The following is a 22,209-nucleotide window of genomic DNA, read 5'->3' on the forward strand; positions in this document are numbered from 1 at the left end:
GTTCCTAACCGTCGACCGGTTCGTTTGCCAGCGCCACGAATACTTCGGCCGTGCGCGCGTCCGGATAATGTTCCACGTCACCGGTATAGGCGCGGACCAACCTTCCGGCGGCCTCGGCATCCCATACCGCCCGCCAGATGGTCACGATGGTGTCGCCGAGATTGTCGCCGCTGAGCGTGAATCGGGCGAACCGTCCCGCGGGTACTCGGGCGAGCACATCGCCCGGTAGCAGATCCGCGAGGGTGTGGCAGCGGTAGCCGACGATATGCGTCAGGTAGGAGTTGATCTCCGGCGCGTGGTCCACATACGCGGTCGTCGGCGGGCCGGGCAGCTTGCGGGCCAGATTGCGTTTCCACGCCTCCTCGACCTTGGCGCGGCGCGGTCCCTCGACCGCGAGCGCCGGGCTGCGCAACACTGTGCCCGCCACGAGCGTCTCGGGACGGTCAACGACATTGAAATCCACCGGCGTGCCCCTATGTCTAGTCTGTCTCCAATTGGCGGCGCTCCCGGGTCCCCGTGGCCGCGGAAGCTACTTCCGGGCCTGCCGCTCGCGCCGCGTGTCGTCGCTCGAGCGCATATCCTTCCTCATCGATCTCGCGACGTCGGCGTCGGCCTGGTTTCGGTTCCGGCGCGCGCGCTCACTTCACTCTGGCAAACGATGCTGCCACGTCATCCGTTCCCATGGCCCCGGTCGACGCACATTCATAGCGAACCGAGTACGAGCATGTTGTCAGCTCGACACAACCCCGACGGAGCGAGTCTTACGAGCGAGGAGTTCGCGGCCCGTCTCGCGTCCGCGCCGAAGGCGTGGCCATCGAACTGCCAAAAGATTCAGCCGGGCACCGGAATGCTCAGTCCGGGGAAGATTTCGATTTCCTTGGATGGCTGTGGGGCGGGTGGGATGACGATGACCGGTTCTGGCGTGGTGCTGGTCGGCGGGTTCAGGATGTCGTAGCTGCCACCGGAGGGTTTGCTCGCGGTCGGCGGGCTGCCTTGCGGTCCGGCCGCCGGGAACTGCTCGATCGGTGTGCCGTCGAGCGCGCCGTCCATCACCTGCTTCCAGATATCGGCGGGCAGGCCGGAGCCGTAGATGTCGGCGCCGCGCGCGGTTTCGATGGGCTGGGACTGTTCGGTGCCGACCCAGACCGCCGTGGACAGCGACGGAGTGAAGCCGATCATCCACGCGTCTTTGTTCGCTGTCGACTCACCGAGTTGGGTGGTGCCGGTCTTGGCGGCGGAGGGGCGACCGCCGGACAGGCTGTGCCCGTTGGAATATGCCGCGATCGGGATCATCGCCCCGGCGGTACTGTCGGCGATGCCGCGCGGTATGCGCTGCTGGCCGGGCGGGAGTTGCTTGCCGACCTGTTTGTCGGGTCCGCCCCGATCCAGCAGGACGCGGCCGTCGCCCGCGACCACTCGCTGCACAAAATAGGGCTGGTGGTAGACACCGGAATTGGCGATCGTCGCGTAGGCGGAGGCCATATCGATGGGGCGAACCAGATACTGGCCCAACACGATTCCGTTCAGCGGGTGCCCGCCGTCCTCGGTGAGCGTCTTACCGGCCGCGCCCGGAATCTCTTCGGGGATACCGGCCTGGTGGGCGGCATCGGCAATGGCCCCGGGGCCGTCGAACATCGACATCGTCAGTCGATAGAAACTGGTGTTCAGCGAGCGCTTCAGGGCCTCGGCCATGGTGCATTTGCCGCACGATTCGCCGTCCACATTGGTGACCTTGGTGCCGCGATCGGTCACCGGTGAACTGTCGAGCATCCGGGTGAGCGGAATGCTCTGCTGCAGTGCCGCGATCACCGCGAAGACCTTGAAGGCGGAGCCGGTCTGCAGCGGCGCCTGCGCGAAGTCGAAGCCGATACCGTCGGCGCCGCCGTAGTAGGCGCGCACCGCACCGGAACGCGGGTCGATCGAAACCACCGCGCCTCGCAGTTCCGGCGGCTGCGGGTCGAGTCGATCGTGGATCGCGTCGAGTGCGGCCTGCTGTGCCTTGGCATCGATGGTGGTGGTGATCTGCAATGCCCCGGTATTCAGTTCTCGCTCGCTGATGCCCGCGTCGCGCAATTCCCGCAGCACCTGGCTGCGGATCAGGCCCTCCGGGCCGCGGGCCGCGTTCACGTCCGGGATTTCGGTGATCGGGACGATCTGCGGGAATACCGTCGCATCACGGTTACCCGGCGCGAGCGCACCCATCTCGACCATGCCGTCGAGCACGTACTTCCAGCGCGCGGTCAGATCGGAGAGATGGGTTTCCGGATCCAGGATCGATGGGGTGCGGATGACCGAGGCCAGTACAACGCCTTCGGCGAGCGTCAGTTCCGGCACCGACTTGTTGAAATATGCCTTCGCGGCCGCCGAGATCCCGTACGCGCCGCGCCCGTAATAGATGGTGTTGAGGTAGGCGGCGAGGATGTCGTCTTTACTCCATTGCCGCGCCATTTTGGCGGCGATGATCAGCTCGCGCATCTTCCTGGTCAGGGTGCGTTCGGACCCGAGGAAAGCATTCTTCACATACTGCTGAGTGATCGTGGACCCGCCGCCGGCATCGTCTTTGCCGAGGATATTGTCCCGCACGGCGCGCAGGAATCCGCTGGTCGAGTAGCCGGGATTGGTATAGAAGTTGCGGTCCTCGGCCGAAAGTACCGCTTCACGCACTGGTTTCGGCACCTCCGACAGCGGTACCGGAATCCGATTGCCATGCGGCGGAACCACCTTCGCGATCACTGTGGTTCCGTCGGCCGTGAGGATGGTGGCGATCTGATTGGTCTGCACTGAATCGGGATCCGGGATTTCGGCGCTCCAGTAGACCAGTACGAACAGCAGCGACGGCACCGCGACGAAGGTGATGAACAGGGCGAGCAGTAGCCGTCGGAAGCGTTCGCCCCTGGTGCGCTGTGGTCGATTCGCCGGAGTCGGTTGCGGCCTGGACGGTTTCGAAGAGTCGGGCGGTCGGGGCTTGTCCTTGCGTCGTGACGTCCCGGTGTTGTGCTCGCTGAACCCCGCGACGGAGGCATAGGGTGCCGGCATCGATTTGCCCCGGCGACCACCTCCGCGTCGCCGCTTGCCGAACGAGCTCACGATCATCTCCTCCCGGAGCGTCGGTAAAACTCACCTGCACGGACACGATCGGAAATGACCAGAGATCGTATACACCGAGTATTACCGCCGCAACGGGATTCAACCCATGCGACAGGCGTACTAGCTCTTCACGCCACCCGCCGTGAGACCGGAGATGATGCGGCGCTGGAACAGCAGCACCATGATGACCAGCGGAATCGTGACCATCGTGCCCGCGGCCATGATTGCGGCGTACGGCTGCACGAGCGGGTTGTTACCGGAGAAGCGCGCGATCGCGACGGTCACCGGTTCGGTCTTATCGCTGGAGAGCAGCCGGGCCAGCAGATATTCGTTGACCGAGGCAATGAATGCCAGGATCGCGGTGGTGAAAACCGCTGGCGCCGCCAACGGCAGCATGACCAGCCGGAATGCCTGCGTCTTGGTCGCGCCATCGATGCGGGCAGCCTCCTCGAGTTCCCACGGCAGTTCGGCGAAGAACGAGGCCAGGATGTAGACGGTCATCGGCAGCACGAACGAGATGTTCGGGATGATCATCGCCTGGTATTCGCCGATCCAGCCGAGGTTGGTGAACAGCTGGAACAGCGGAGTGACCAGCACGACCACCGGGAACATCGACGCGGACAGGATGAGCCCGGAAACCAGGTACTTGCCCTTGAAGGTCAGCCGTGCCAGCGCGTAGGCGGCGAGCACGCCGAGCACCAGCGCGACCGCTGTGGTCACCGCGCCGATGATGACGCTGTTGAGCAGTGCCTTGCCGAAGTCGTTGCCGCGGCTGGTGTCGAAGGCGTTGTGGAAGTTCTCCAGGGTGACGTGGGTGGGCCACGGGGTGTTGTCGAAGGTGTAGTCCGGATCGCGGAATGCGGTGACGGCCATCCAATAGAACGGGGCCAGACCCCACACCAGCACGATCAGCGCACCCAGATACAGCCGCACAGGACCCAGGCGCTTGGTCCAAGGCGTCTGTGCCGCAGGATTTTTGGTGGTCACGGTGGTCATCAGTGCGCCTCCCGCTGTTCTTCCTGGGTCCGAACGGCATTGGCGCCCAAGACCTTTACCAGCAGGAACGCCACCGCGAAGATCAGCAGGAAGGTGATCGTCGACAGTGCCGCCGCGCTATTGGGACCCTGGCGGACCTGTTCGACCACCAGCGCCGAAATCGGGCGGGTGGACGGGTTGCCGAGCGTCATGATCGCGGGCAGGTCGTACAGGCGCAGCCCGTCCATGGTGCGGAACAGGACCGCGACCAACAGCGCGGGCTTGAGCAGCGGCAGCGTGATCTGGGTGAAGCGCTGCCAGGCCGACGCACCGTCGACCTTCGCGGCCTCGTACACATCGGCCGGAATCACCTGCAGACCGGCCAGCAGCAGCAATGCCATGAACGGCGTGGTCTTCCAGACATCGGCGGCGATGACCGCGAACCGCGCCGGCCAGGCCTCCGATGTCCACAGGATGTGGGTGCCGAAGACCCGGTTCACCACACCGTCGTACTGGAACATGAACTCCCACAACCGGGCGGTGACCGCGGTCGGAATCGCCCACGGCACCAGCACCGCCGCGCGCAGCAGGGCCCGGCCCTTGAAGGTCTTGCCCATGACCATGGCCATGCCGAGGCCGAGGGTGGCCTCCAGCGTCACCGTGATCACCGTGAAGAACAGCGTCACGCCGATGGCCAGCCAGAACTGCGAGCCGAGGTTGCCGGTCGGGCAGGAGACCGTCTCGCCGGCCGCCTGACACTGCTGCAGCAGCCAGTGCGTGTAGTTCGAGACGCCGGCGCTGCGGCCCTCGACGAACATGCCGGTCGCCGGGTCGAGTCCAGGATCCTTCTGGAACGACATGTACAACGCGCGGAAGACCGGATAGCCGACGACCACCGCGAGGGTGATCAGCACGGGCGTGACGAATAACCACGCCTTACCGGAACGCCGCAACTCCAACGCCAAGGTGCCACCGAATCCGCGCTTTGTCGGCTGATCGCCGTCGCTCGGCACGCGAGTGGCCGTTCCCGAAGGATCCGACACCGTTTCTCTCTCCTACGGGGTGGTCGGGTCCGCTCTTGTACTCGCTACGACCCGGCTGTCTCGATGCCTTTTTGCATACCGGTGATCGCGTCGTCGACGGACTTGGTTCCGTTCAACGCAGCATAAGCGTTGTCCTGGATGGCCTTCGACACCGCCGGGTAGAACGGGGTGACCGGACGCGGCACCGCGTTGGCGATCGAATCCTTCAGCGCGGGCAGGTACGGCATCTTCGCGATCAGTGCCGGATCGTCGTACATCGACGCGCGCACCGAGGGCAGCGCACCCGCCGCGACGATGTGCTGGGCGTCCTCGCTGATCAGGTAGCGCAGGAAGTCCAGCGCGGTCGCCTTGTTCTTGGAGAAGGCGCTGATGGCCGCGTTGTAGCCGCCGAGGGTCGAGGCGCCGACACCGTTCTCGCCGGGCAGCGGCGCGACCCCGAACTTGTCCTTGACCGCGGAGGATTCCCCGCCCGCGTCACCGAAGGTGGACGGCCAGTTGCGCATGAAAAGCAGCTTGCCGGTGTTGAAGGCGTTCGCGCTCTCCGGCTCCTTGAAGGTGATGGCTTCCTTCGGGATATCGCCGTTCTTGTAGGCATCGACGAGCACCTTGAGCCCGGCGCGCGCCTGCGCGGTGTTCACGGTCGGGGTCTTGCCGTCCGCGCCGACGAAGGTGCCGCCGTAGGCGTTGATGGCCTCGGCCGCGTTCACCGTCAGGCCCTCGTACGGTGCGAGCTGACCCGCGTAGCAACCGATATTGTTCTGCTTGGCGATCGGGCACTGCGCCAGCATCTCGCTCCACGTCTTGGGCGGATTCGGCACCAGATCCTTGCGGTAGAACAGCAAGCCGCCGTTGGTGTTTCGCGGCGCGGCGTAGAGGGTGTTGTTGTAGGTGGCGCTGGCGACCGTCGGGGACAGCAGCGCCGAGGTGTCGATGTTGAAGGTGTCCTTCAGCGGCTGGATCCAGCCCTTCGCGGCGAATTCCGCGGTCCACGGCACGTCCAGGGCGACCACGTCATAGGTGGACTGCTTGGAGCGCATGTGCTCGACCAGATCGTCGTACTGCTGCGAGGCGTCGTTGGACTGCTCTTTGAACGTGACCTGCTCATCCGGGTGCGAGGCGTTCCAGCGCTCGATCAGCTGCTTGACCGCACCGGTTTCGGTGGTGTCCTTGCCCTCCACATAGGTGATCGGGCCGCGGCCGGTGAGGTTCTGGCTGGATGGATTGCCGCCGTTATCGCTGGAGCAGGCACTGGTGAACGTCGCCGTCAGCAGCGCAACAGAGGCGGCCGCCAACGCCGCTCGTGGTACGAGCGACGAACGTAGGGACGTCACCTTTTTCAAAGCCATCGCGAACACTCCAAGGTCGAGACGTGAGCAGCAGCACACCCTGCAGGTGCACAAGGCAAGATACATGGTTGTTATAGGCGACGCAGCGATTGTGCCCGCAACAGGGGCACTCTCCAGCCGGTTCCGATGTCATCGTTTCGATGTCAGAGTCGCTCGATAGGCTGGCGGTCGATGACTTCGCCGAATGCGGTTCCCGACCGGATGCTCACCCGGATCGGTGGGTTGCTGCGCCAAGCCGAATCAACCGATAACGAACACGAGGCCGAGGCGTTTCTGGCCGCGGCCCAACGCTTGGCGACCAGGTCCTCGATCGATCTGACGATCGCCCGCGCGCATATCGCCGGACGTGAGCGCAGGCCGACGCCGCTGCAGCGGATGATTCCGATCGGCGAACCCGGCAAGAAGGGGTTGCGCACCTACGTGCAGTTGTTCGTGGCGATCGCCGCGGCCAATGATGTGCGCTGCGATGTTGCGCGCACGTCGACGCAGGTCTACGCGTATGGCTTCGATTCCGATATCGAAACTTGTGAAGCCCTCTACGCCAGTCTGCTGGTGCAGATGGTGCGTGCGTCGGATCAGTACATCAAATCCGGACAGTATCGTTCGGCCACCGTCGAAAAGATCGTCATGGAGAAACACTGGGGCCGAAAGGTGCAGCGGCGCGTGCAGGCACCGGTTGCGGCGGTTACCGCGCGGCTGAACTTTCAGATGGCATTCGCCGCGCGGATCGGCCGCCGCCTGGCCGAGGTGAAGGCGGAGGTCGAGGCCGAGGTGGTGCCCGAAACCGTCGCGACGAGTACGGCATTGGCCCTGCGCAATAAGGAAATCGAGCTCACCGACTTCTATAAGAAGACCTCCGATGCTCGCGGTACCTGGCGCGGTCCACAGGCGTCCGCCGGACATTCCGCAGCCGCCCGGCGCGCGGGTGATCGGGCAGGGCGAGCCGCGCGGTTGGGTGCCTCCCCCGAACTCGGTGCCGCGCGTGGGCAATTGCCCGGAGGCGGAGCGACGTGAGCGAGTCGGGTGAGTTGGCGGGGGTTTCGTCGCGCGTGTATTCGCGAGCTGAGCCGATCGAAGTTTCGGCGCTCTCGGGTGGCATCGGATCATCCCAGTTCGCGGGGTACGAGCGAATGAGCTCGGTCCGGTGAGTGCGCGAGATAGCCAGCGCGCCAAGGTATATGACGCCGAGCAACTGGTGCGGAGGGTATTCGATCGAGCTGACGAAAACGGTAATCGCACAGTAGAGCTCTACGGTTCCCACCTCACGCTGCCGATCGAGCGCCGCTTCGCCTCGGTCGAATCGGTGCAGACCTACACCGATAAGGTGCTGAGCCTCAATTGGGTTCGGGGGCTATGGGACCGCGCCGCGACACCCGTCCGGGTCCGCTCCCGCGCCGGAACCGCCGCCGCCCACTACGAGGCCGCGGACGCGGTGCTGGCCGTCCCCTTGCACACCGGCGCGACCGCATGGGCCCTGCGCGAATTGGTGATCCTGCACGAACTGGCACACCACCTCGAGCCCGCCGCCGCATCCGTGGCTCCACACGGCCCCGAATTCTGCAGTCGCTACTTGGAACTCGTCGACGGCATTGTCGGGCCGGAAGCCGGGCTGGTCCTGCGGTCGAGCATGCTCGGCTGTGGTGTCCGCTTGAGCTGAGGCCGCTGCTTCGCTCGCCGTGTTTACAGTTGCGCCCGTGGGTAGTTGATCGTTGGGCAGCGAGCTCGCGGTATCTGTCTGACGGCAAGCCTCGTCCTGTGGTCGCGCGTGTTCGGCTGTGGTGTCCGCTCGAGCTGAGGCCGCTGCGTCGCTCGACCGCGTCGTGTTTGCGGGCAGTTGACCGTTGGGCAGCCCGCCGTGTCCGGCTGCGGTCTGATGTCTGGCCGAGTTCGTGCGTCGTGTCCGCGGTTGCGCTACGCCGACCCGTTGGGCCGACATGCCGAGTTCGTACTGGTTGCGTACTACTTTCGCGACTCGGTCACCGGGGTGGGGGCATTGCGCGGACGCGGGTCAGGCGGCCTTCCCACCAGCGGGTTCGTGCAGGGTCGGGGTGGCGGTACTGCTTCAGTAGTGCCGGGTCGGGTGTGGGCGGGGTCTTCGGGACCGGCATGAAGCCGTCGACCGGGCGCAGTGATTCGGATACCAGGTCGCCGTCGAGGAGTGACAAAGTGCCCAGGCCGCAGGCGAATTCGAGGTCAGGGAGGGCACCTGCGAGGGCGAGTTGGGCGGCCAGGCCGACGCTGGTTTCCAGGGCGGAGGAGACCACGCACGGCAGGCCGGCGGCCTCGGCGACCTGTAGTGCGCGGCGGACACCACCCAATGGGGTGCATTTGAGTACCGCGATATCCGCGGCTCCCGCTACCGCGACGCGCAGGGGATCCTCGGCGCGGCGAATGGATTCGTCGGCGGCGATTCGGACATCGACACGGCGGCGCACCGCGGCCAGTTCCTCGATGGTGCGGCACGGTTGCTCGACGTATTCCAAACCGCCTGCGGCACGGTCGATCTGCTTGATGTGTGTGACGGCGGTCTCGACATCCCAGACCGCATTGGCATCGACGCGCACCGATCCGTTCGGCCCCAGCGCATCCCGGACCGCCTCGACCCGCGCCAGATCCTCGGCCAGCGAATCGGGATGATCGGCGATCTTCACCTTCGCGGTACGGCATCCGGATCCGGCCACGATCGCATGCGCCCGATCCGGACCCACCGCGGGCACCGTGCAATTGATCGGAATCCTGTCCCGCACCGGCTCCGGCCAGCCCACCGTCGTCTGCTCCACCGCGGTCGCCAACCATCCGGCGGCCTCCCGATCGTCGTACTCGGGAAACGGGCAGAACTCCCCCCAGCCGAGCGGGCCCCTGATCAACATCCCCTCACGCACCGTGATGCCGCGGAACCGAGTCCGCATCGGAATGGCGTACACGAAGGTTTCGGTCATCACCTTGCAGCCTAGCGAGCCCGCTGTCGCCGGCTGCCCGCCGCAGCCGGCAAGGGATTTCAATCGGTCGGTGCGGCAGTGTCCGATAGCGGCGGTGCTGGTTTCGTCAGTTTCCCGTGCAGCGCTTTCAGGGTGCGTATCGCAGCCTCGACGTCGGCCGGCGGTAGGTCGTCGAATGCCAGTGACTCGGACTGCTCGATCAGCGACTTCGCCTCGCTGAGCAGTTGCCGGCCAGTCGGTGTGAGCGTGAGGGTGTTCTGTCTGCGGGAGTGGGCCGAGCTCTCGACTCGGATCCAGCCTCGTTGTCGTGCGATGTCGATCTGCCTGCTGACCGCGCTCTTCGCGATGCCGAGGCGTTCGGCGATGAGTTGTTGGGACGGCACGGTGGGGCCGACGTCGAACAGCCGCAACAGCGTGAACTGTCGCAGGCTGATGCCGAGGTCGCGTCGGAACATCGCATCGCCGCGTTTATCGATCAAGGCGACGACCTGATGAATGTAGAAACCGAACTCGCTGTAGAGGTCCGTCGGGGGCGGCATGCCGACATCATACCTTGACTGTTCACATGAGAACTGTTCTCATGTGAACGTTGGCTGCGTTGGTCGATACCGCTCCACCGAAAGGATCAGCAGATGACTCGCGAAGTAACGCGCCGGCAGGCGCGCAATGGGGATGTCTCACTTGCCTACGAGGTGTTCGGACCGGACACGGGCAAGCCGTTGTTGCTGATCATGGGCGTAAGCGCGCAAATGCTGCTCTGGCACGATGACTTCTGCCTCGAGCTGGTGCGGCGAGGGTTCCGGGTGGCGCGGATGGACAATCGCGACGCCGGACTCTCGACGCACTTGACTCACCTCGGTGAACCGAGCCCATTCACCATGTTCGTGCGTCCGAAGGCCGCGGCACGGTACTCGCTCGGCGACATGGCCCGCGACGCGATCGCGGTCCTCGACGACCTCGGGTTGCGGTCGGCCAACGTGGTCGGCGGCTCGCTCGGCGGCATGATCGCGCAAACGATGGCGATCGAACATCCCGAACGACTACGTTCGCTGACCTCGATCATGTCGTCACCGTCCGCGCGGATCGGACGCGCCACGATCGGGACAAGCGTGAAAGTCGCTGCGTTGCTGCGAAAACCAGTGAACTCCGCACAGGAGAGCGGACAACAACTCGTCGACCTCTACAACCTCATCGGCACACCGTCCGGCAAGTACCCACGCGACGACAAATGGCTCGCCGAAATCGGCGCGATGAGCTTCGAACGGGCCTACGACCCCGCGGGCAAGCTCCGGCAACAAGCAGCCATGCTGGCGGCACCGGACCGAACCGCAGCGCTGGCCGCGGTTCGACTGCCGACACTTGTTCTGCACGGCACGGCCGACCCGATGATCAGACCGGCAGGCGGCCGAGCAACCGCCGAAGCCATCCCCGGAGCGAAACTCGCCATGCTCGAAGGGATCGGGCATGGAGCGTTCCCACGAGATATCTGGCCCGTCATGATCGAAAACATCTGCGCTATCGCCAGATGACCGCCGAATCGGCGATGGCTGCGGCCGACATCGCGGACCCCACCGGCAGAACGAGTTCGACAACCTGAGTCCGATCTACCGGTCATGCTGGGGGTGTGGGGTCGAGTCGGTGGAAGCTGCGGCTGGCGAATGCGGTTCGGGTGGTACTCGGCGACTCAGAGCCGTTCGATGATGGTGGCGTTGGCCAAACCGCCTGCCTCACACATGGTTTGCAGACCGTAGCGCGCACCGCGCTCCTGCATGGCGTGCACCAGCGTGGTCATCAGGCGCGCGCCGGAAGCGCCGAGCGGATGACCGATGGCGATCGCGCCGCCGTTCACATTCACCTTCGACATATCCGCACCGGTGTCGTGCGCCCAGGCCAGCACCACCGGTGAGAATGCCTCGTTGATCTCGACCAGATCGATATCCGACAGCTGAAGTCCGGCGCGCTGCAATACCCTTTGCGTCGCGGGGATTACGGCGGTCAGCATGAGCAGCGGATCGTCACCGGCCACCGCGAAGCTGTGCAGCCGGGCCAGCGGCTTCAGTCCGAGCTCCTCGGCGCGTTCACTGGTCATGATCAGCACCGCGGCGCTGCCGTCGCTGACCTGGCTCGCGGTTGCGGCCGTGATCTGCCAGCCGATTTCCGGGAAACGCGCGGACATGGCCTCGTCGTAGTAGGCGGGACGCAGTTTGCCGAGGGTTTCCAGGGTGCTGCCGACCCGGATGCCCTCATCGGTTTCCAGTCCGGCGATGGGGGCGAGCTGACCGGCGAACGAGCCGTTCTTCGTTGCCAGCGCAGCCTTTTCGTGGCTACCGAGGGCGAATTCGTCGAGCTGGTTGCGGGTCAGTCCCCAGCGGGCCGCGATCAGTTCGGCGCTGATGCCCTGGGATACCAGACCCTCCGGATAACGCTCGGCGAAGCCGACACCGGAGAAGTCGTCGGATCCGATCATGCTTGCGCCCATGGGAACTCGTCCCATCGACTCGACACCCGCCGCGACCACAATGTCGTACGCACCGGCGATCACGCCCTGTGCGGCGAAATGAATGGCCTGCTGGCTGCTGCCGCACTGGCGATCGACAGTCGTCGCCGGTACCGATTCCGGATAGCCCGCGGCCAGCGCCGCCCGCCGGGTCATATTGGCGCCCTGTTCACCGATCTGGGTGACGATGCCGCCGATCACATCGTCGATGAGCGCCGGATCGATGCCGCTGCGGTCGATTACCGCGCGCAGGCTGTGTGCGAGCAGGTCCACCGCGTTGACGTTGTGCAGTGCTCCATTCGGCTTCCCCTTGCCGATCGGCGTGCGTACCGCTTCGACAATCACCGCGTCTCTCATGGTGGTTCCTTTCGAACCGCGAGTCGAGCTCCTGCGCCTGACTCTATTTGCTTATAGTCAGATTAACGCCTGGGTATAGTCGACTCAAGCCAGATATTGCTATGATGTTCGTCATGGCAGCCGTGATGGAAGGACCGTTGGCAGATCTGAGCGCGTGGAAACCCACGGAATGCTCGATCGCGAAGGCGATGGACCTCATCGGCACCCGCTCGGCGATCCTGATCCTGCGCGAGGCCTACTACGGCACCACCCGCTTCGACGGTTTCGCCGCCCGGGTCGGCATCACCGACGCCGCGGCATCCGGCCAGCTCCGCAAGCTCACCGAGGCGGGTCTGCTCGCCAAGCGGCCGTATCAGGAGGCGGGCAAGCGGACTCGCCACGAGTACGTGCTGACGGACATGGGTCGCGATCTACTGCCCGTGGTGCTCGCGCTCATGCAGTGGGGTGATTCGTACCTGCAGCCGGGACCCGTGCCTCTGCTGCTGGTCGAGGAGTCCAGCGGTGCGCCGGTTCGGGTGGAGGTGCGCAGCGAAACAGGTCGCGAGATCGACCTCGAAGAACTCGGCGTCCGGCTCAACCCCGAATATTCGCGTGCTATCCGCTCAGCGAAGTAATCCGCGCACGACTGCACCTCGCTGACGCTCGGCTCCCTCGTGCGCGATGGCGCACTGTGTCTTTGGTTCACTCGCCGCTGGATCGCCTCGGCGAGGGCAGTGAATCCGCGCGCAGCGCCTACACTCGCTCGAAAGTCCGAGGGGGAGATATGTCGTCGACATCGTCGCGCCGGTGGGGCTGCCTGCTGCCACTGGCTGCTGTGGTTCTCATGTTCGGAGGTTTCGCGCTCTACCTGAAACTCGGGTCCATGTACGAGGAGTCGCGTCCGGCCGCAGCTGCCCCGCCCGACTTGTGCGCGGCGATCGGTGCCGGACTTTTCGAGCGTTTGGTACCGGATGGCACGCCCGAGCCCAGGGCGATCTACTCGTCGGGTTCTGATGCGGCGTGCCAGTACTACACCGCCAAGAGCCGTCCGATCGGCTCCGATGGGTATGGCTTCTTGGGGGTGCGGCTGCTGCGCTATGGCCAGGTCGGCTGGGACTCGGGTGTCGACCGTGCCGCCGACGCGCTCGTCTCATCCTGTGCGAACAGCGCGCTCGCCGGGCAGTTCCACACTGCGAGCGGTCTCGGGGACGCGGCCTGCGGTGTCTACAACGACGAGGGCAAGGACGGCACCGCACACGGTTCGGCCGTAGTCCGCCGCGGTGCGGACCTGCTCTGGGTGGACTACTACACACACCCCGGCACCGCGACACAAGCCCAGCAGGCGGTCACCGAGATAACGCTCGCCGCCCTGGCAGGAGTCCATTGACCGGACCGCTGAATGCTCGGAATCGGTTCTGCGCGTGCACTTTCGCAGGAAGTTTCGGATTGGCGAAAGTGCACGCGCAGCGGTCTCAGGACAGGCGGCGACCGTCGACGGCGGAGAAGAAGTAGGTGTGTTCCGGTGTGGGCGTCAACTGCACCCGGGTGCCCTTCTCCGGCGGGTTGCGCCAATCCGCCCGCGCCACAATGGTTTCGCCCGCACCGTTCGTCGCGCCCTCGGCAATCGTGCGGCCGTAGATGTACGCGTCCGAGCCCAGCTCCTCGACGACGTCGACCTCCATCTGGATACCCGACTTGTCCACCGCCCCACCGATCTCCAGATGCTCGGGCCGCACGCCGACCACCACCGAACCCTCGGCGGAATCGGCAACCGACCGCGGTACCGGCAGCGTGGCGCCGCCGAGCTCCACCGCACCGTCGGCGACCGGCAGCGTGAACAGATTCATTGCGGGCGACCCCATGAATCCGGCGACGAACACATTCGCCGGATCCCGGTACAGATCGCGCGGTGTCGCGCACTGCTGCAGCAGGCCGTCCTTGAGCACCGCGACCCGATCGCCCATGGTCATCGCCTCGACCTGGTCGTGCGTGACGTACACGGTGGTGGTGCCGAGACGGCGCTGCAGCTGGGCGATCTGCGTGCGGGTCTGCACCCGCAGCTTGGCGTCCAGATTCGACAGCGGCTCGTCCATCAGGAATACCTGCGGCTGGCGCACGATCGCCCGGCCCATCGCGACGCGCTGACGCTGACCGCCGGACAGCGCCTTCGGCTTGCGGGCCAGATACGGCTCGAGGTCGAGCAGTTTGGCCGCCTCCAGCACCCGGCGCTCCTTCTCCGCCTTGGCGACCTTGGCGAGTTTGAGCGCGAAGCCCATATTCTCGGCGACGGTCATATGCGGGTAGAGCGCGTAGTTCTGGAACACCATGGCGATATCGCGTTCCTTGGGTTCGGCGTGCGTGACGTCGTTGGCGCCGATCAGAATGCGCCCGTCGTCGACATCCTCGAGTCCGGCGAGCATCCGCAGCGAGGTCGACTTACCGCAGCCGGACGGACCGACCAGCACGAGGAATTCCCCGTCGGCGATCTCCAGATCCAGCTTGTCGACGGCGGGTTTGGACGAGCCGGGGTAGAGCCGGGTCGCGCTATCGAAGGTCACGGTGGCCATGACAAATCACATCCCATCACCGGCAGGAACGTGCCGGACGATCCGAGTAAGGGTTGACCGGCGATATTACTGGATGTGCTCGCTTCGCACACGATGCGCTCGAGTTCGCGCAACTAATCCGGAAGATCGATTGCGCCGGTAGCCTCGATCGAGGAACCAGATCGAGCGACGAGGAGCAGGCTCATGACCCGACCGGTTCGAATCGGTGTACAGCTACAGCCCCAGCACGCCCCCGACTACGGACTCCTGCGCGACGCCGTGCTGCGTGCGGAGGATGCGGGCGTCGATATCGCCTTCAACTGGGATCACTTCTATCCGCTGACCGGCGACCACAACGGCGCGCATTTCGAATGCTGGACCATGCTCGGCGCCTGGGCCGAGCAGACCGAACGGATCGAGATCGGCGCGCTGGTCACCGGCGGCGGTTACCGCAATCCCGATCTGCTCGCCGATATGGCGCGCACGGTGGACCACATCAGCAATGGCCGACTCATTCTCGGCATCGGCGCGGGGTGGTTCCAGAAGGACTACGACGAATACGGCTATGAATTCGGTACGCCGGGAACCAGGCTCGCGCTGCTGAAGGCGAATATGGCCCGGCTGACCGCCCGGCTGAAGAAGCTGAATCCGCAGCCGACCCGCGATATCCCGATCCTGATCGGCGGTGGTGGCGAGAAGAAGACGCTGCGGCTGGTCGCGCAATACGCCGATATCTGGCACACCTTCGCCGACCTCGACGCGATCGCGCACAAGAACAAGGTGCTCACCGACCACTGCGCGGACGTCGGCACCGATCAGGCGAAGATCGAGCGCTCGGTGCAGTGGCCGGGTGCGGAGCGGGCGGCGACGTTCGTCGAGGCCGGGGTGAGTCTGTTCACCATCGGTGTGAGCGGGCCGAAGTTCGACCTGAGTGAGGTCGAGCAGGCGGTCCGTTGGCGTGACGAAGTGAATCCGGAGCCGGTCAGGGGTCTGGCCTAGCCCTGGGCCGCACCGCCGCCGATCTCGAGAATCATGCTCTGTCGGCGGCGTAACGCCGGTCGGAGATCGGGTTCGAATCAGGGTGATTCGAATTCCGGGATCGGGCCATGGCGCCGCGTCCGCGCACGCCTGGCGGCCGAAAGCCTTGACGGCGAGGTGTGGCCGACTGCACGCGCCACGGGGTAGCTGCCCTTCAGCGCTGAATCGGACGTTAGGGTTCCTCACCATGGCTGGTCTGCCCGCTGTGCGGTCTCGTGCGTTGATCGCCGTGCTATTGCTTGCCGTCGGCCTCGCCGCCACGGCCTGCGGTTCCGGCGACGATTCCTCCGATCGAGACCAGTGCGCGCCGCCCGGATTGAGCGCCGCATCGGCCGCACCGACGAACCTCGGCTCGGCGGCCTCGGCGGGTGCGGACAAGTACACCACCGCGAGCACGTTGCCGGTGTCGGCGATCGACACCAGCAAGCTGCGGCTCATCACGCCGGGCAAGCTCACGGTGGGCACGCTCTCGGATGCACCGCCGAGCATCTGCTTGAACTCGGCGGGCTCGTTCACCGGCTTCGACAATGAGCTGCTGCAGGCGATCGGTGCGAAACTCGGTCTCCAGGTGGAGTTCTCGGGCACCGAATTCGCACCGCTGCTCTCGCAGGTCTCCGGCGGTCGCTTCGACGTCGGTTCGTCGAATATCACCACCACCGCGGAGCGGCGCGAACGCGTCGGATTCACCAACGGTTACGACTTCGGCTACTTCTCGCTCGTTGTCCCGAACGGCAGTGGCATCAAGGGCTTTTCGGATCTGGGGCGCGGTAACCGGATCGCCGTCGTGCAGGGCACGGTGCAGGACGATTACGTGGTCAACCAGCTGCATCTGGATCCGGTGAAGTTCCCGGACTACGCCACCGCGTACGCGAATCTGAAGTCTGGTCAGGTCGATGCCTGGGTCGCGCCGTCGGCGCAGGCCGAGGGGCAGGTGAAGTCGGGGGACGGCACCACGATCATCCAGAACACCTTCAGCCTGGACAATTTCGTCGGCTACGCGGTCGCCAAGAACAACCAGCCGCTGATCGACGCGCTCAACAGCGGTCTCGATGCCGTGATCGCCGATGGCACCTACGCCAAGCTCTACGCCGACTGGGTGCCGAGGCAGTTGCCGCCCGGTTGGAAGCCGGGCTCGAAAGCCGCACCCGCACCGCAACTCCCGGACTTCGCCGCCATAGCCGCGGAGAAGAAGACCACCGACAGCGGACAGGATGCGCCGAAATCGACGCTGCAGCAGTTGCGGGAGACGTTCTTCGACTGGTCGCTGTACCGCAAGGCATTTCCCGATCTGTTCCAGACCGGTCTGCCGAATACCCTGATCCTGGCGCTGGTTTCGGGTGTGCTCGGCACCATCCTCGGCATGCTGCTCGCGGTCGCGGGCATCTCCCGGACGCGCTGGTTGCGCTGGCCCGCAAGGGTTTACACCGATATCTTCCGCGGCCTGCCCGCCGTGGTGATCATCCTGATCATCGGACTCGGCATCGGCCCGGTCGCGCGCAATATCACCGGCAATAACCCGTATTGGCTCGGTGCGATCGCGCTGGCATTGCTGGCCTCGGCCTATATCGGTGAAATCTTCCGCTCCGGCATCCAATCCGTGGAGGCGGGTCAGCTGGAGGCCGCGCGTGCCATCGGCTTCGGCTACCGCCAGGCCATGACGCTGGTGGTGATTCCGCAGGGTGTGCGCCGGGTGCTACCCGCGCTGATGAACCAGTTCATCGCGCTGATCAAGGATTCCTCGCTGATCTACTTCCTCGGCCTGCTCGCGACCCAGCGCGAACTGTTCGCGGTCGGGCGAGATCTCAACGCGCAGACCGGAAATCTCTCCCCGCTGGTCGCCGCCGGCCTGGTCTACCTACTGCTGACCATCCCGCTGACGCACCTGGTGAACTACATCGACCACCGGATGCGCACCGGCCGACCCGACCAGCCCATCGACCAGGTCGAGGCGGCCACGATCACGGAAGGGCGCGGATAGCTGATGAGTGCCTCTCTCACCGGAACCGGTCTGCATCTGACGCTGGGCCACAACCATGTGCTGCGCGGCGTCGATATCCATGTCGACGCGGGCAAGACCACCACCGTCATCGGGCCGTCCGGCTCCGGTAAGTCGACACTGCTGCGGGTGCTGAACCGCCTGCACGAACCCGATCAGGGTGATGTGCTGCTGGACGGCAAGTCGGTGCTCACCGAGGATCCGGATAGGCTGCGCCAGCGCATCGGCATGGTGTTCCAGCACTTCAACCTGTTCCCGCACAAGACGGTCGCGGAGAATGTGGCGCTCGGGCCCCGCAAGCTGCGCGGGCTGTCCAGGGATGCCGCTCGCGCGCTGGCCGTCGAGCAGCTCGAGGTGGTCGGGCTGGCCGAGAAGGCCGATTCGCGGCCGGAGAATCTGTCCGGTGGGCAGCAGCAGCGCGTGGCGATCGCCCGAGCGCTGGCCATGCAGCCGGAGATCATGTTCTTCGACGAAGCCACCTCGGCGCTGGATCCGGAGTTGGTGAAGGGCATTCTCGCGCTGATGGCCGATCTGGCTACCAAGGGAATGTCGATGATCGTGGTGACCCACGAAATGGGTTTCGCGCGTAGCGTCTCTGACAGCGTGCTGTTCATGGACGCTGGTCAGGTGGTCGAAACCGGCACCCCCGACGCCCTGTTCGACAACCCGCGGACGCCGCGCCTGCAGCGCTTCCTCTCCCAGGTTTTGTGATAGCCAGCACACTTCTAGTAAACTCGATAGATGCGCACCTGTTAATGTGTCGTCACGCTCGGCGCCGCATATCCAGCAATGGGAAACGAGGAGGTCCGATGACCACAGCGCATCACGAGCACACCGAACACCAGCACACCCACGGCCCCGGCTGCGGCCACACCGAAGTCCCGCACGGCGACCACGCCGACTACGCCCACAATGGCCACCTGCACCGCGAACACAACGGGCACTGGGACGAATGCGAACCCGCCGGCCACACCGAACATGTAGGCCACGACCACATCCACGGTCCCAATTGCGGCCACGAAGCCGTCCAACACGGCGACCACGTCGACTACCTCCACGACGGCCATCGCCACGCCGCGCACAACGGCCACTACGACGACCACTGAACTCGCCGCGCCGAGCTGCCGACCGACTCGGCCGCAGCTCGGCAACCCGGAAATCGACTCGCCGGGTGACTCGGATTCGAGTAGAGATGGCGGGATGGGGATTGGCGTTCCACGGGTTCGGTTGCTGACGCCCGAGGACTGGGCGGCATAGAAAGACGTTTAGTGCGTCGGTTTCCTGGACGTGGGGAACGTCCTCCTGATGCGCTTGTCGGGCTTGGTGTCCCATCGCAAAGAGCAGGAGGACGTTGCATGAGTAACGGTAGCGGTGTGTCCCGGGGTGATCGCAACCGCAACATGCGTATGAGCGGGCTGCGGGCGTTGGTGCCGCCCGAGAACGCGATCGTCGGGATTGATCTGGCCGACCGCAAACAGATGGTCGTGGTCTGTGACCATGACTCGAAAGTGCTGGCCCGCAAGACGTTCCGTTGCCGTGCCTGGGATATGGGTGCTGCTTTGGACTGGGCCGGCGCCCGTGCCGGGGCCGCGGGATTCACCGGGGCGACGGTGGCGTGTGAGCCGACCGGACATCGGTGGCGAGTGCTGGGACAGCTGGCCGCCGACCGGAACATGTTGTTCGTGTGTGTGCAGCCAGCGATGACCGCTTGGTCGCGTCGTGCTGAGGATCTCACCACCGACAAAACCGACGACAAAGACGCGGTGCTGATCGCGCGGTTGACCGCGCAATTGCGCTGCTATGCACCTGAGCCGGTCGATGAAACCTGGGGTCGGCTGCGGCATCTGGGTGCCCGTCGCGAACGACTGCTGGTCGAGCTGGTAGCGCAAGTCCAGCAGATCCGGGCCCTGCTCGAATGCGTGTGGCCGACCGCGCTCGAAGCCGCCCAGCAGCCGTTCAAATCCCGGACCTGGATGGCAGCACTGCGAGTGATCTGCGGCCGCGGCGGCGCCGACTTCGCCCGCACCCGCCGGTTGGGCCGAGACCGGCTCGAACGCCTCGTCCGCGGCGAGGTCACCCGCGCGGGCGCGAAGCGACCGTGCTTTCGGATCACCAGCAAACTCTTTGCGGCACTGGATGATCCGGCCGGAGTGCTCGCCCACCGGCGCGGTGCGCTGGAACGAGTGCACCTGCTGCTCGAAGACTGGGCAGACACTAAGCGACGCCTGACCGACACCGAAACCCGCATGGTTAGCGTGCTCGACGAGCTCCGGCTCACCGAGCTGGTCACCTCGATCGTCGGACTGTCCGCAGTGGGGGCCGCAGCGATCCTGGCCGAAACCGGCGACCCCGCACGGTTTCGGACCGCGCGAGCGGTAGTCAAACACGCCGGTCTTGCACCCCGGGAGAAGAAATCCGGGAGCTTCACCGGCCGCGCCCGGCTCACCGGAGCCGGGCGCCCAGGACTGCGGCTGGCTGCCTGGCGAGGCGTGTGGGGCACCCAACGCGCCAACCCCGTCTATGCCGCCCGCTACCGGCATCTGACCACCCGAGAGACGAACCCGCTCACTCCCACCCAGGCTCAGGCCGTGATCGCCGCGGCGATCCTGCGCCAACTCCACGCCGTGGTCACCACCAGACAACCCTGGAACCCGCACATCGCCACCCACGGCACCACCACAACCGAGGCCGCCATGATCTCGACCGCCGCCTGAACAGGCGGATCGTCGAGCGGTCGGTCGGGGCGAGCCCCACGCGGCATCGAGACACCTGGTGATCTCGCCGGAAATCATGGGCAGCCCCGACCTGTCGTCACACAACCCGATTACACGCTGCCGGGATCAACCCCATTACCGCTATGCCGGGACGACGACAGACCACAGGGCACCGACCGGACCGCTTGACACAAAACGACTTACGCTGATTTCGGAGCATTCGCCTGCGCGCCCTGGCCGATGCGCCGCAGGCCTTCGGCTCGACGCTGGAGCAGGCGCGTAGCAGGTCCGATCAGGACTGGTCGGACCTACTGACGCAGCGGGCGCAGTTCGTGGCGAGCGTCGACGGCATCGACGTCGGGACGGCTGCTGGGCTGGACGATCCCGAACGGCCCGGGGCGCACCTGATTTCGATGTGGGTTGCTGAAAAGTCCCGTGGGACCGGGATTTCGGATCGTCTCGTGCGATCGGTGGTCGACTGGGCGGTCGATGCCGGGCATTACAAAGTGTGGTTGGAGGTCGCCGCGGGCAACGCGGCGGCCGAGCGGTTATATCTGCGGCACGGCTTCGTGCGGACCGGGGTTCAAGGGACGATCGCGCCCGACGATCCACGGCCGGAATTCGAGATGCTCTTGAACCTGTGAACCGCGCACGGTCCTCGGCACGCCGGCCGCATACGTATACGTCGGCGAAAAGTACTTATAGGTGACTGATTCGGCACCCCTGGCTCTGCTCATAACGTAGTTCCTGTCAGTAGGAACGACAGCGAAACCCCAGATCAGAAGCCTAGGAGGCCATCATGAACGAGCTCGTCGCACAGTACCTGGAAGTCTGGAACACCACCGACACCGCCGCCCGCAAGGCCGGAATCGAAGCCGTGTTCACCGCCGACGCCACATACACCGACCCGCTGGCCGCGGTTGCCGGACACGATCAGCTCGACGCAGCCATCGCCGGAGTCCAGGCCCAGTTCCCCGGTTGGGTGTTCACCCTCGCCGGACCGGTCGACGCCCACCACGACCAGGTGCGCTTCGCCTGGGAGCTCGGGCCGGCCGACGCACCCGCCGTCGTGATCGGCTTCGATGTCGCGGTTGTCGAGGACGGGCGCATCGCCAACGTCTACGGCTTCCTCGACAAGGTGCCCGCCGCCGCCTGACCCGCCCTCGCCTCACCAACCCCGCCGCAGCCACCGCGCTTCCGGTGGCGGCGGCCCTACTCGTCCAAAATCGTTATCCCAGAAGGAAATACCAGCCATGACCACCACCGCCCCCACCTACATGTCCACCCTGCTCGCCCCCGGCCAGAACCTGCTGCGCACCTCGCTGCGCCTGGACTCGGTCGTCACCACCGTCAACGGCCTTGCCTACCTGGGGCTTTCGGGCCCACTGGAATCCCTGCTCGGCCTGGACAGCAAGATCGGCATCCCGATCGGAATCTTCTTGACCCTCTACGGCATCGGTGTCGCCTTGGTCGGCATGACCAAGACCATCAATACCAAGGCCGCCGCCGTGGTCGCCGCGGGTAATGCCGCCTGGGTCGTGGTGAGCCTGGCCGCCCTCGTCGAGGGCGCACTCGAGCTGAACCTGGTCGGCTCGATTTGGACCGTCATGCAGGCAGCGACCGTCGGCGGATTCGCGGCCCTGCAGTACCTCGGCATCCGCAAGGCCCGCTGAAGATTGGATCCACAATCGA

General features: G+C 65.4%; 22 protein-coding genes. 13 read left to right on the top strand and 9 right to left on the bottom strand.

What is annotated here, in order from left to right; translation table 11 throughout:
* Window positions 1-4: 4 nt before the first annotated feature.
* The 5 genes from OIE68_RS33410 to OIE68_RS33430 form a co-directional block, all read right to left on the bottom strand.
* Window positions 5-463 carry a GyrI-like domain-containing protein gene (locus OIE68_RS33410; protein ID WP_327094953.1) on the bottom strand — a complete coding sequence of 153 codons (459 nt, stop codon included), beginning with the start codon at window positions 461-463 and terminating at the stop codon, window positions 5-7.
* 368 nt (window positions 464-831) lie between these two features.
* The gene (locus OIE68_RS33415) at window positions 832-3,093 is read right to left on the bottom strand and encodes a transglycosylase domain-containing protein (RefSeq protein ID WP_327094954.1); all 2,262 of its coding nucleotides are present in this window, start codon (window positions 3,091-3,093) and stop codon (window positions 832-834) included.
* Between the two features lie 114 nt (window positions 3,094-3,207).
* Window positions 3,208-4,083: a carbohydrate ABC transporter permease gene (locus tag OIE68_RS33420; protein ID WP_327094955.1), complete on the bottom strand. Its 876-nt coding sequence runs from the start codon at window positions 4,081-4,083 to the stop codon at window positions 3,208-3,210.
* Entirely contained in the window at window positions 4,083-5,105 is a 1,023-nt protein-coding gene (locus tag OIE68_RS33425) for a carbohydrate ABC transporter permease (protein WP_419150598.1), read from the bottom strand. Before OIE68_RS33425 ends, OIE68_RS33420 begins: the two co-directional genes overlap by 1 nt.
* 44 nt (window positions 5,106-5,149) lie before the next feature.
* The gene (locus OIE68_RS33430) at window positions 5,150-6,451 is read right to left on the bottom strand and encodes an ABC transporter substrate-binding protein (RefSeq protein ID WP_327094956.1); all 1,302 of its coding nucleotides are present in this window, start codon (window positions 6,449-6,451) and stop codon (window positions 5,150-5,152) included.
* Between the two features lie 171 nt (window positions 6,452-6,622).
* Between OIE68_RS33430 and OIE68_RS33435 the strand changes: the two genes are divergently transcribed.
* Together OIE68_RS33435 and OIE68_RS33440 are read left to right on the top strand one after the other, a co-directional pair.
* Window positions 6,623-7,465, top strand: coding sequence for a DUF2786 domain-containing protein (locus tag OIE68_RS33435; protein WP_327094957.1), 843 nt, complete (start codon window positions 6,623-6,625; stop codon window positions 7,463-7,465).
* Window positions 7,466-7,595: 130 nt separating this feature from the next.
* Window positions 7,596-8,108, top strand: a complete 513-nt coding sequence (locus OIE68_RS33440) for a TIGR04338 family metallohydrolase (RefSeq protein ID WP_327094958.1) — start codon at window positions 7,596-7,598, stop codon at window positions 8,106-8,108.
* 319 nt (window positions 8,109-8,427) lie between these two features.
* On the opposite strand, the gene OIE68_RS33445 is transcribed toward OIE68_RS33440, so the two are convergent.
* Together OIE68_RS33445 and OIE68_RS33450 are read right to left on the bottom strand one after the other, a co-directional pair.
* Window positions 8,428-9,390 (bottom strand): o-succinylbenzoate synthase, encoded by a 963-nt coding sequence (locus OIE68_RS33445; protein ID WP_327094959.1) that lies wholly within the window; start codon window positions 9,388-9,390, stop codon window positions 8,428-8,430.
* A gap of 59 nt (window positions 9,391-9,449) precedes the next feature.
* On the bottom strand, window positions 9,450-9,929 hold the full coding sequence (locus tag OIE68_RS33450) for a MarR family winged helix-turn-helix transcriptional regulator (protein ID WP_327094960.1): 480 nt from the start codon (window positions 9,927-9,929) through the stop codon (window positions 9,450-9,452).
* 93 nt (window positions 9,930-10,022) lie between these two features.
* Here OIE68_RS33450 and OIE68_RS33455 point away from each other — a divergent pair, with 93 nt between their 5' ends.
* Window positions 10,023-10,919 (top strand): alpha/beta fold hydrolase, encoded by an 897-nt coding sequence (locus tag OIE68_RS33455; protein ID WP_327094961.1) that lies wholly within the window; start codon window positions 10,023-10,025, stop codon window positions 10,917-10,919.
* A 155-nt stretch (window positions 10,920-11,074) separates the two neighbouring features.
* Here OIE68_RS33455 and OIE68_RS33460 read toward each other — a convergent pair whose 3' ends face one another.
* Window positions 11,075-12,244 (bottom strand): thiolase family protein, encoded by a 1,170-nt coding sequence (locus OIE68_RS33460; protein ID WP_327094962.1) that lies wholly within the window; start codon window positions 12,242-12,244, stop codon window positions 11,075-11,077.
* Window positions 12,245-12,345: 101 nt separating this feature from the next.
* On the opposite strand from OIE68_RS33460, the gene OIE68_RS33465 reads away from it, so the two are divergent.
* Window positions 12,346-12,858, top strand: a complete 513-nt coding sequence (locus OIE68_RS33465; protein WP_327094963.1) for a helix-turn-helix domain-containing protein — start codon at window positions 12,346-12,348, stop codon at window positions 12,856-12,858.
* A gap of 149 nt (window positions 12,859-13,007) precedes the next feature.
* Window positions 13,008-13,610 (top strand): hypothetical protein, encoded by a 603-nt coding sequence (locus OIE68_RS33470; RefSeq protein WP_327094964.1) that lies wholly within the window; start codon window positions 13,008-13,010, stop codon window positions 13,608-13,610.
* An 85-nt stretch (window positions 13,611-13,695) separates the two neighbouring features.
* Here the strand turns inward: OIE68_RS33470 and OIE68_RS33475 are convergent, their stop codons facing one another.
* Entirely contained in the window at window positions 13,696-14,790 is a 1,095-nt protein-coding gene (locus tag OIE68_RS33475) for a sn-glycerol-3-phosphate ABC transporter ATP-binding protein UgpC (protein ID WP_327094965.1), read from the bottom strand.
* A 183-nt stretch (window positions 14,791-14,973) separates the two neighbouring features.
* On the opposite strand from OIE68_RS33475, the gene OIE68_RS33480 reads away from it, so the two are divergent.
* The 8 genes from OIE68_RS33480 (at window position 14,974) to OIE68_RS33515 (ending at window position 22,190) form a co-directional block, all read left to right on the top strand.
* Window positions 14,974-15,768, top strand: a complete 795-nt coding sequence (locus tag OIE68_RS33480; RefSeq protein WP_327094966.1) for an LLM class F420-dependent oxidoreductase — start codon at window positions 14,974-14,976, stop codon at window positions 15,766-15,768.
* A gap of 226 nt (window positions 15,769-15,994) precedes the next feature.
* Entirely contained in the window at window positions 15,995-17,785 is a 1,791-nt protein-coding gene (locus tag OIE68_RS33485) for an ABC transporter substrate-binding protein/permease (protein WP_327094967.1), read from the top strand.
* Between the two features lie 3 nt (window positions 17,786-17,788).
* Entirely contained in the window at window positions 17,789-18,514 is a 726-nt protein-coding gene (locus OIE68_RS33490) for an amino acid ABC transporter ATP-binding protein (protein ID WP_327094968.1), read from the top strand.
* Window positions 18,515-18,612: 98 nt separating this feature from the next.
* Window positions 18,613-18,909, top strand: coding sequence for a hypothetical protein (locus OIE68_RS33495; RefSeq protein ID WP_327094969.1), 297 nt, complete (start codon window positions 18,613-18,615; stop codon window positions 18,907-18,909).
* Window positions 18,910-19,158: 249 nt separating this feature from the next.
* Complete coding sequence (locus OIE68_RS33500; RefSeq protein WP_327094970.1) at window positions 19,159-20,517, top strand: IS110 family transposase; 1,359 nt, start codon at window positions 19,159-19,161, stop codon at window positions 20,515-20,517.
* A gap of 266 nt (window positions 20,518-20,783) precedes the next feature.
* Entirely contained in the window at window positions 20,784-21,161 is a 378-nt protein-coding gene (locus OIE68_RS33505) for a GNAT family N-acetyltransferase (protein WP_327101910.1), read from the top strand.
* A 155-nt stretch (window positions 21,162-21,316) separates the two neighbouring features.
* Window positions 21,317-21,673 (top strand): nuclear transport factor 2 family protein, encoded by a 357-nt coding sequence (locus OIE68_RS33510; protein ID WP_327094971.1) that lies wholly within the window; start codon window positions 21,317-21,319, stop codon window positions 21,671-21,673.
* A 97-nt stretch (window positions 21,674-21,770) separates the two neighbouring features.
* A complete protein-coding gene (locus OIE68_RS33515) occupies window positions 21,771-22,190 on the top strand; it encodes a hypothetical protein (protein ID WP_327094972.1) in 420 nt (139 codons plus the stop codon).
* The last annotated feature ends 19 nt before the right edge of the window (window positions 22,191-22,209 follow it).

The organism is Nocardia vinacea (genome assembly GCF_035920345.1).
Taxonomy (GTDB): Bacteria; Actinomycetota; Actinomycetes; order Mycobacteriales; family Mycobacteriaceae; genus Nocardia; species Nocardia vinacea_A.

Excerpts from the sequence above, each read along its gene's own strand:
- OIE68_RS33415 (WP_327094954.1), bottom strand. The coding sequence starts at position 3,093 with ATGATCGTGAGCTCGTTCGGCAAGCGGCGACGCGGAGGTGGTCGCCGG.
- OIE68_RS33420 (WP_327094955.1), bottom strand. The coding sequence starts at position 4,083 with ATGACCACCGTGACCACCAAAAATCCTGCGGCACAGACGCCTTGGACC.
- OIE68_RS33430 (WP_327094956.1), bottom strand. The coding sequence starts at position 6,451 with ATGGCTTTGAAAAAGGTGACGTCCCTACGTTCGTCGCTCGTACCACGA.
- OIE68_RS33435 (WP_327094957.1), top strand. The coding sequence starts at position 6,623 with ATGACTTCGCCGAATGCGGTTCCCGACCGGATGCTCACCCGGATCGGT.
- OIE68_RS33445 (WP_327094959.1), bottom strand. The coding sequence starts at position 9,390 with ATGACCGAAACCTTCGTGTACGCCATTCCGATGCGGACTCGGTTCCGC.
- OIE68_RS33450 (WP_327094960.1), bottom strand. The coding sequence starts at position 9,929 with ATGCCGCCCCCGACGGACCTCTACAGCGAGTTCGGTTTCTACATTCAT.
- OIE68_RS33455 (WP_327094961.1), top strand. The coding sequence starts at position 10,023 with ATGACTCGCGAAGTAACGCGCCGGCAGGCGCGCAATGGGGATGTCTCA.
- OIE68_RS33460 (WP_327094962.1), bottom strand. The coding sequence starts at position 12,244 with ATGAGAGACGCGGTGATTGTCGAAGCGGTACGCACGCCGATCGGCAAG.
- OIE68_RS33465 (WP_327094963.1), top strand. The coding sequence starts at position 12,346 with ATGATGTTCGTCATGGCAGCCGTGATGGAAGGACCGTTGGCAGATCTG.
- OIE68_RS33470 (WP_327094964.1), top strand. The coding sequence starts at position 13,008 with ATGTCGTCGACATCGTCGCGCCGGTGGGGCTGCCTGCTGCCACTGGCT.
- OIE68_RS33475 (WP_327094965.1), bottom strand. The coding sequence starts at position 14,790 with ATGGCCACCGTGACCTTCGATAGCGCGACCCGGCTCTACCCCGGCTCG.
- OIE68_RS33480 (WP_327094966.1), top strand. The coding sequence starts at position 14,974 with ATGACCCGACCGGTTCGAATCGGTGTACAGCTACAGCCCCAGCACGCC.
- OIE68_RS33485 (WP_327094967.1), top strand. The coding sequence starts at position 15,995 with ATGGCTGGTCTGCCCGCTGTGCGGTCTCGTGCGTTGATCGCCGTGCTA.
- OIE68_RS33490 (WP_327094968.1), top strand. The coding sequence starts at position 17,789 with ATGAGTGCCTCTCTCACCGGAACCGGTCTGCATCTGACGCTGGGCCAC.
- OIE68_RS33495 (WP_327094969.1), top strand. The coding sequence starts at position 18,613 with ATGACCACAGCGCATCACGAGCACACCGAACACCAGCACACCCACGGC.
- OIE68_RS33500 (WP_327094970.1), top strand. The coding sequence starts at position 19,159 with ATGAGTAACGGTAGCGGTGTGTCCCGGGGTGATCGCAACCGCAACATG.
- OIE68_RS33510 (WP_327094971.1), top strand. The coding sequence starts at position 21,317 with ATGAACGAGCTCGTCGCACAGTACCTGGAAGTCTGGAACACCACCGAC.
- OIE68_RS33515 (WP_327094972.1), top strand. The coding sequence starts at position 21,771 with ATGACCACCACCGCCCCCACCTACATGTCCACCCTGCTCGCCCCCGGC.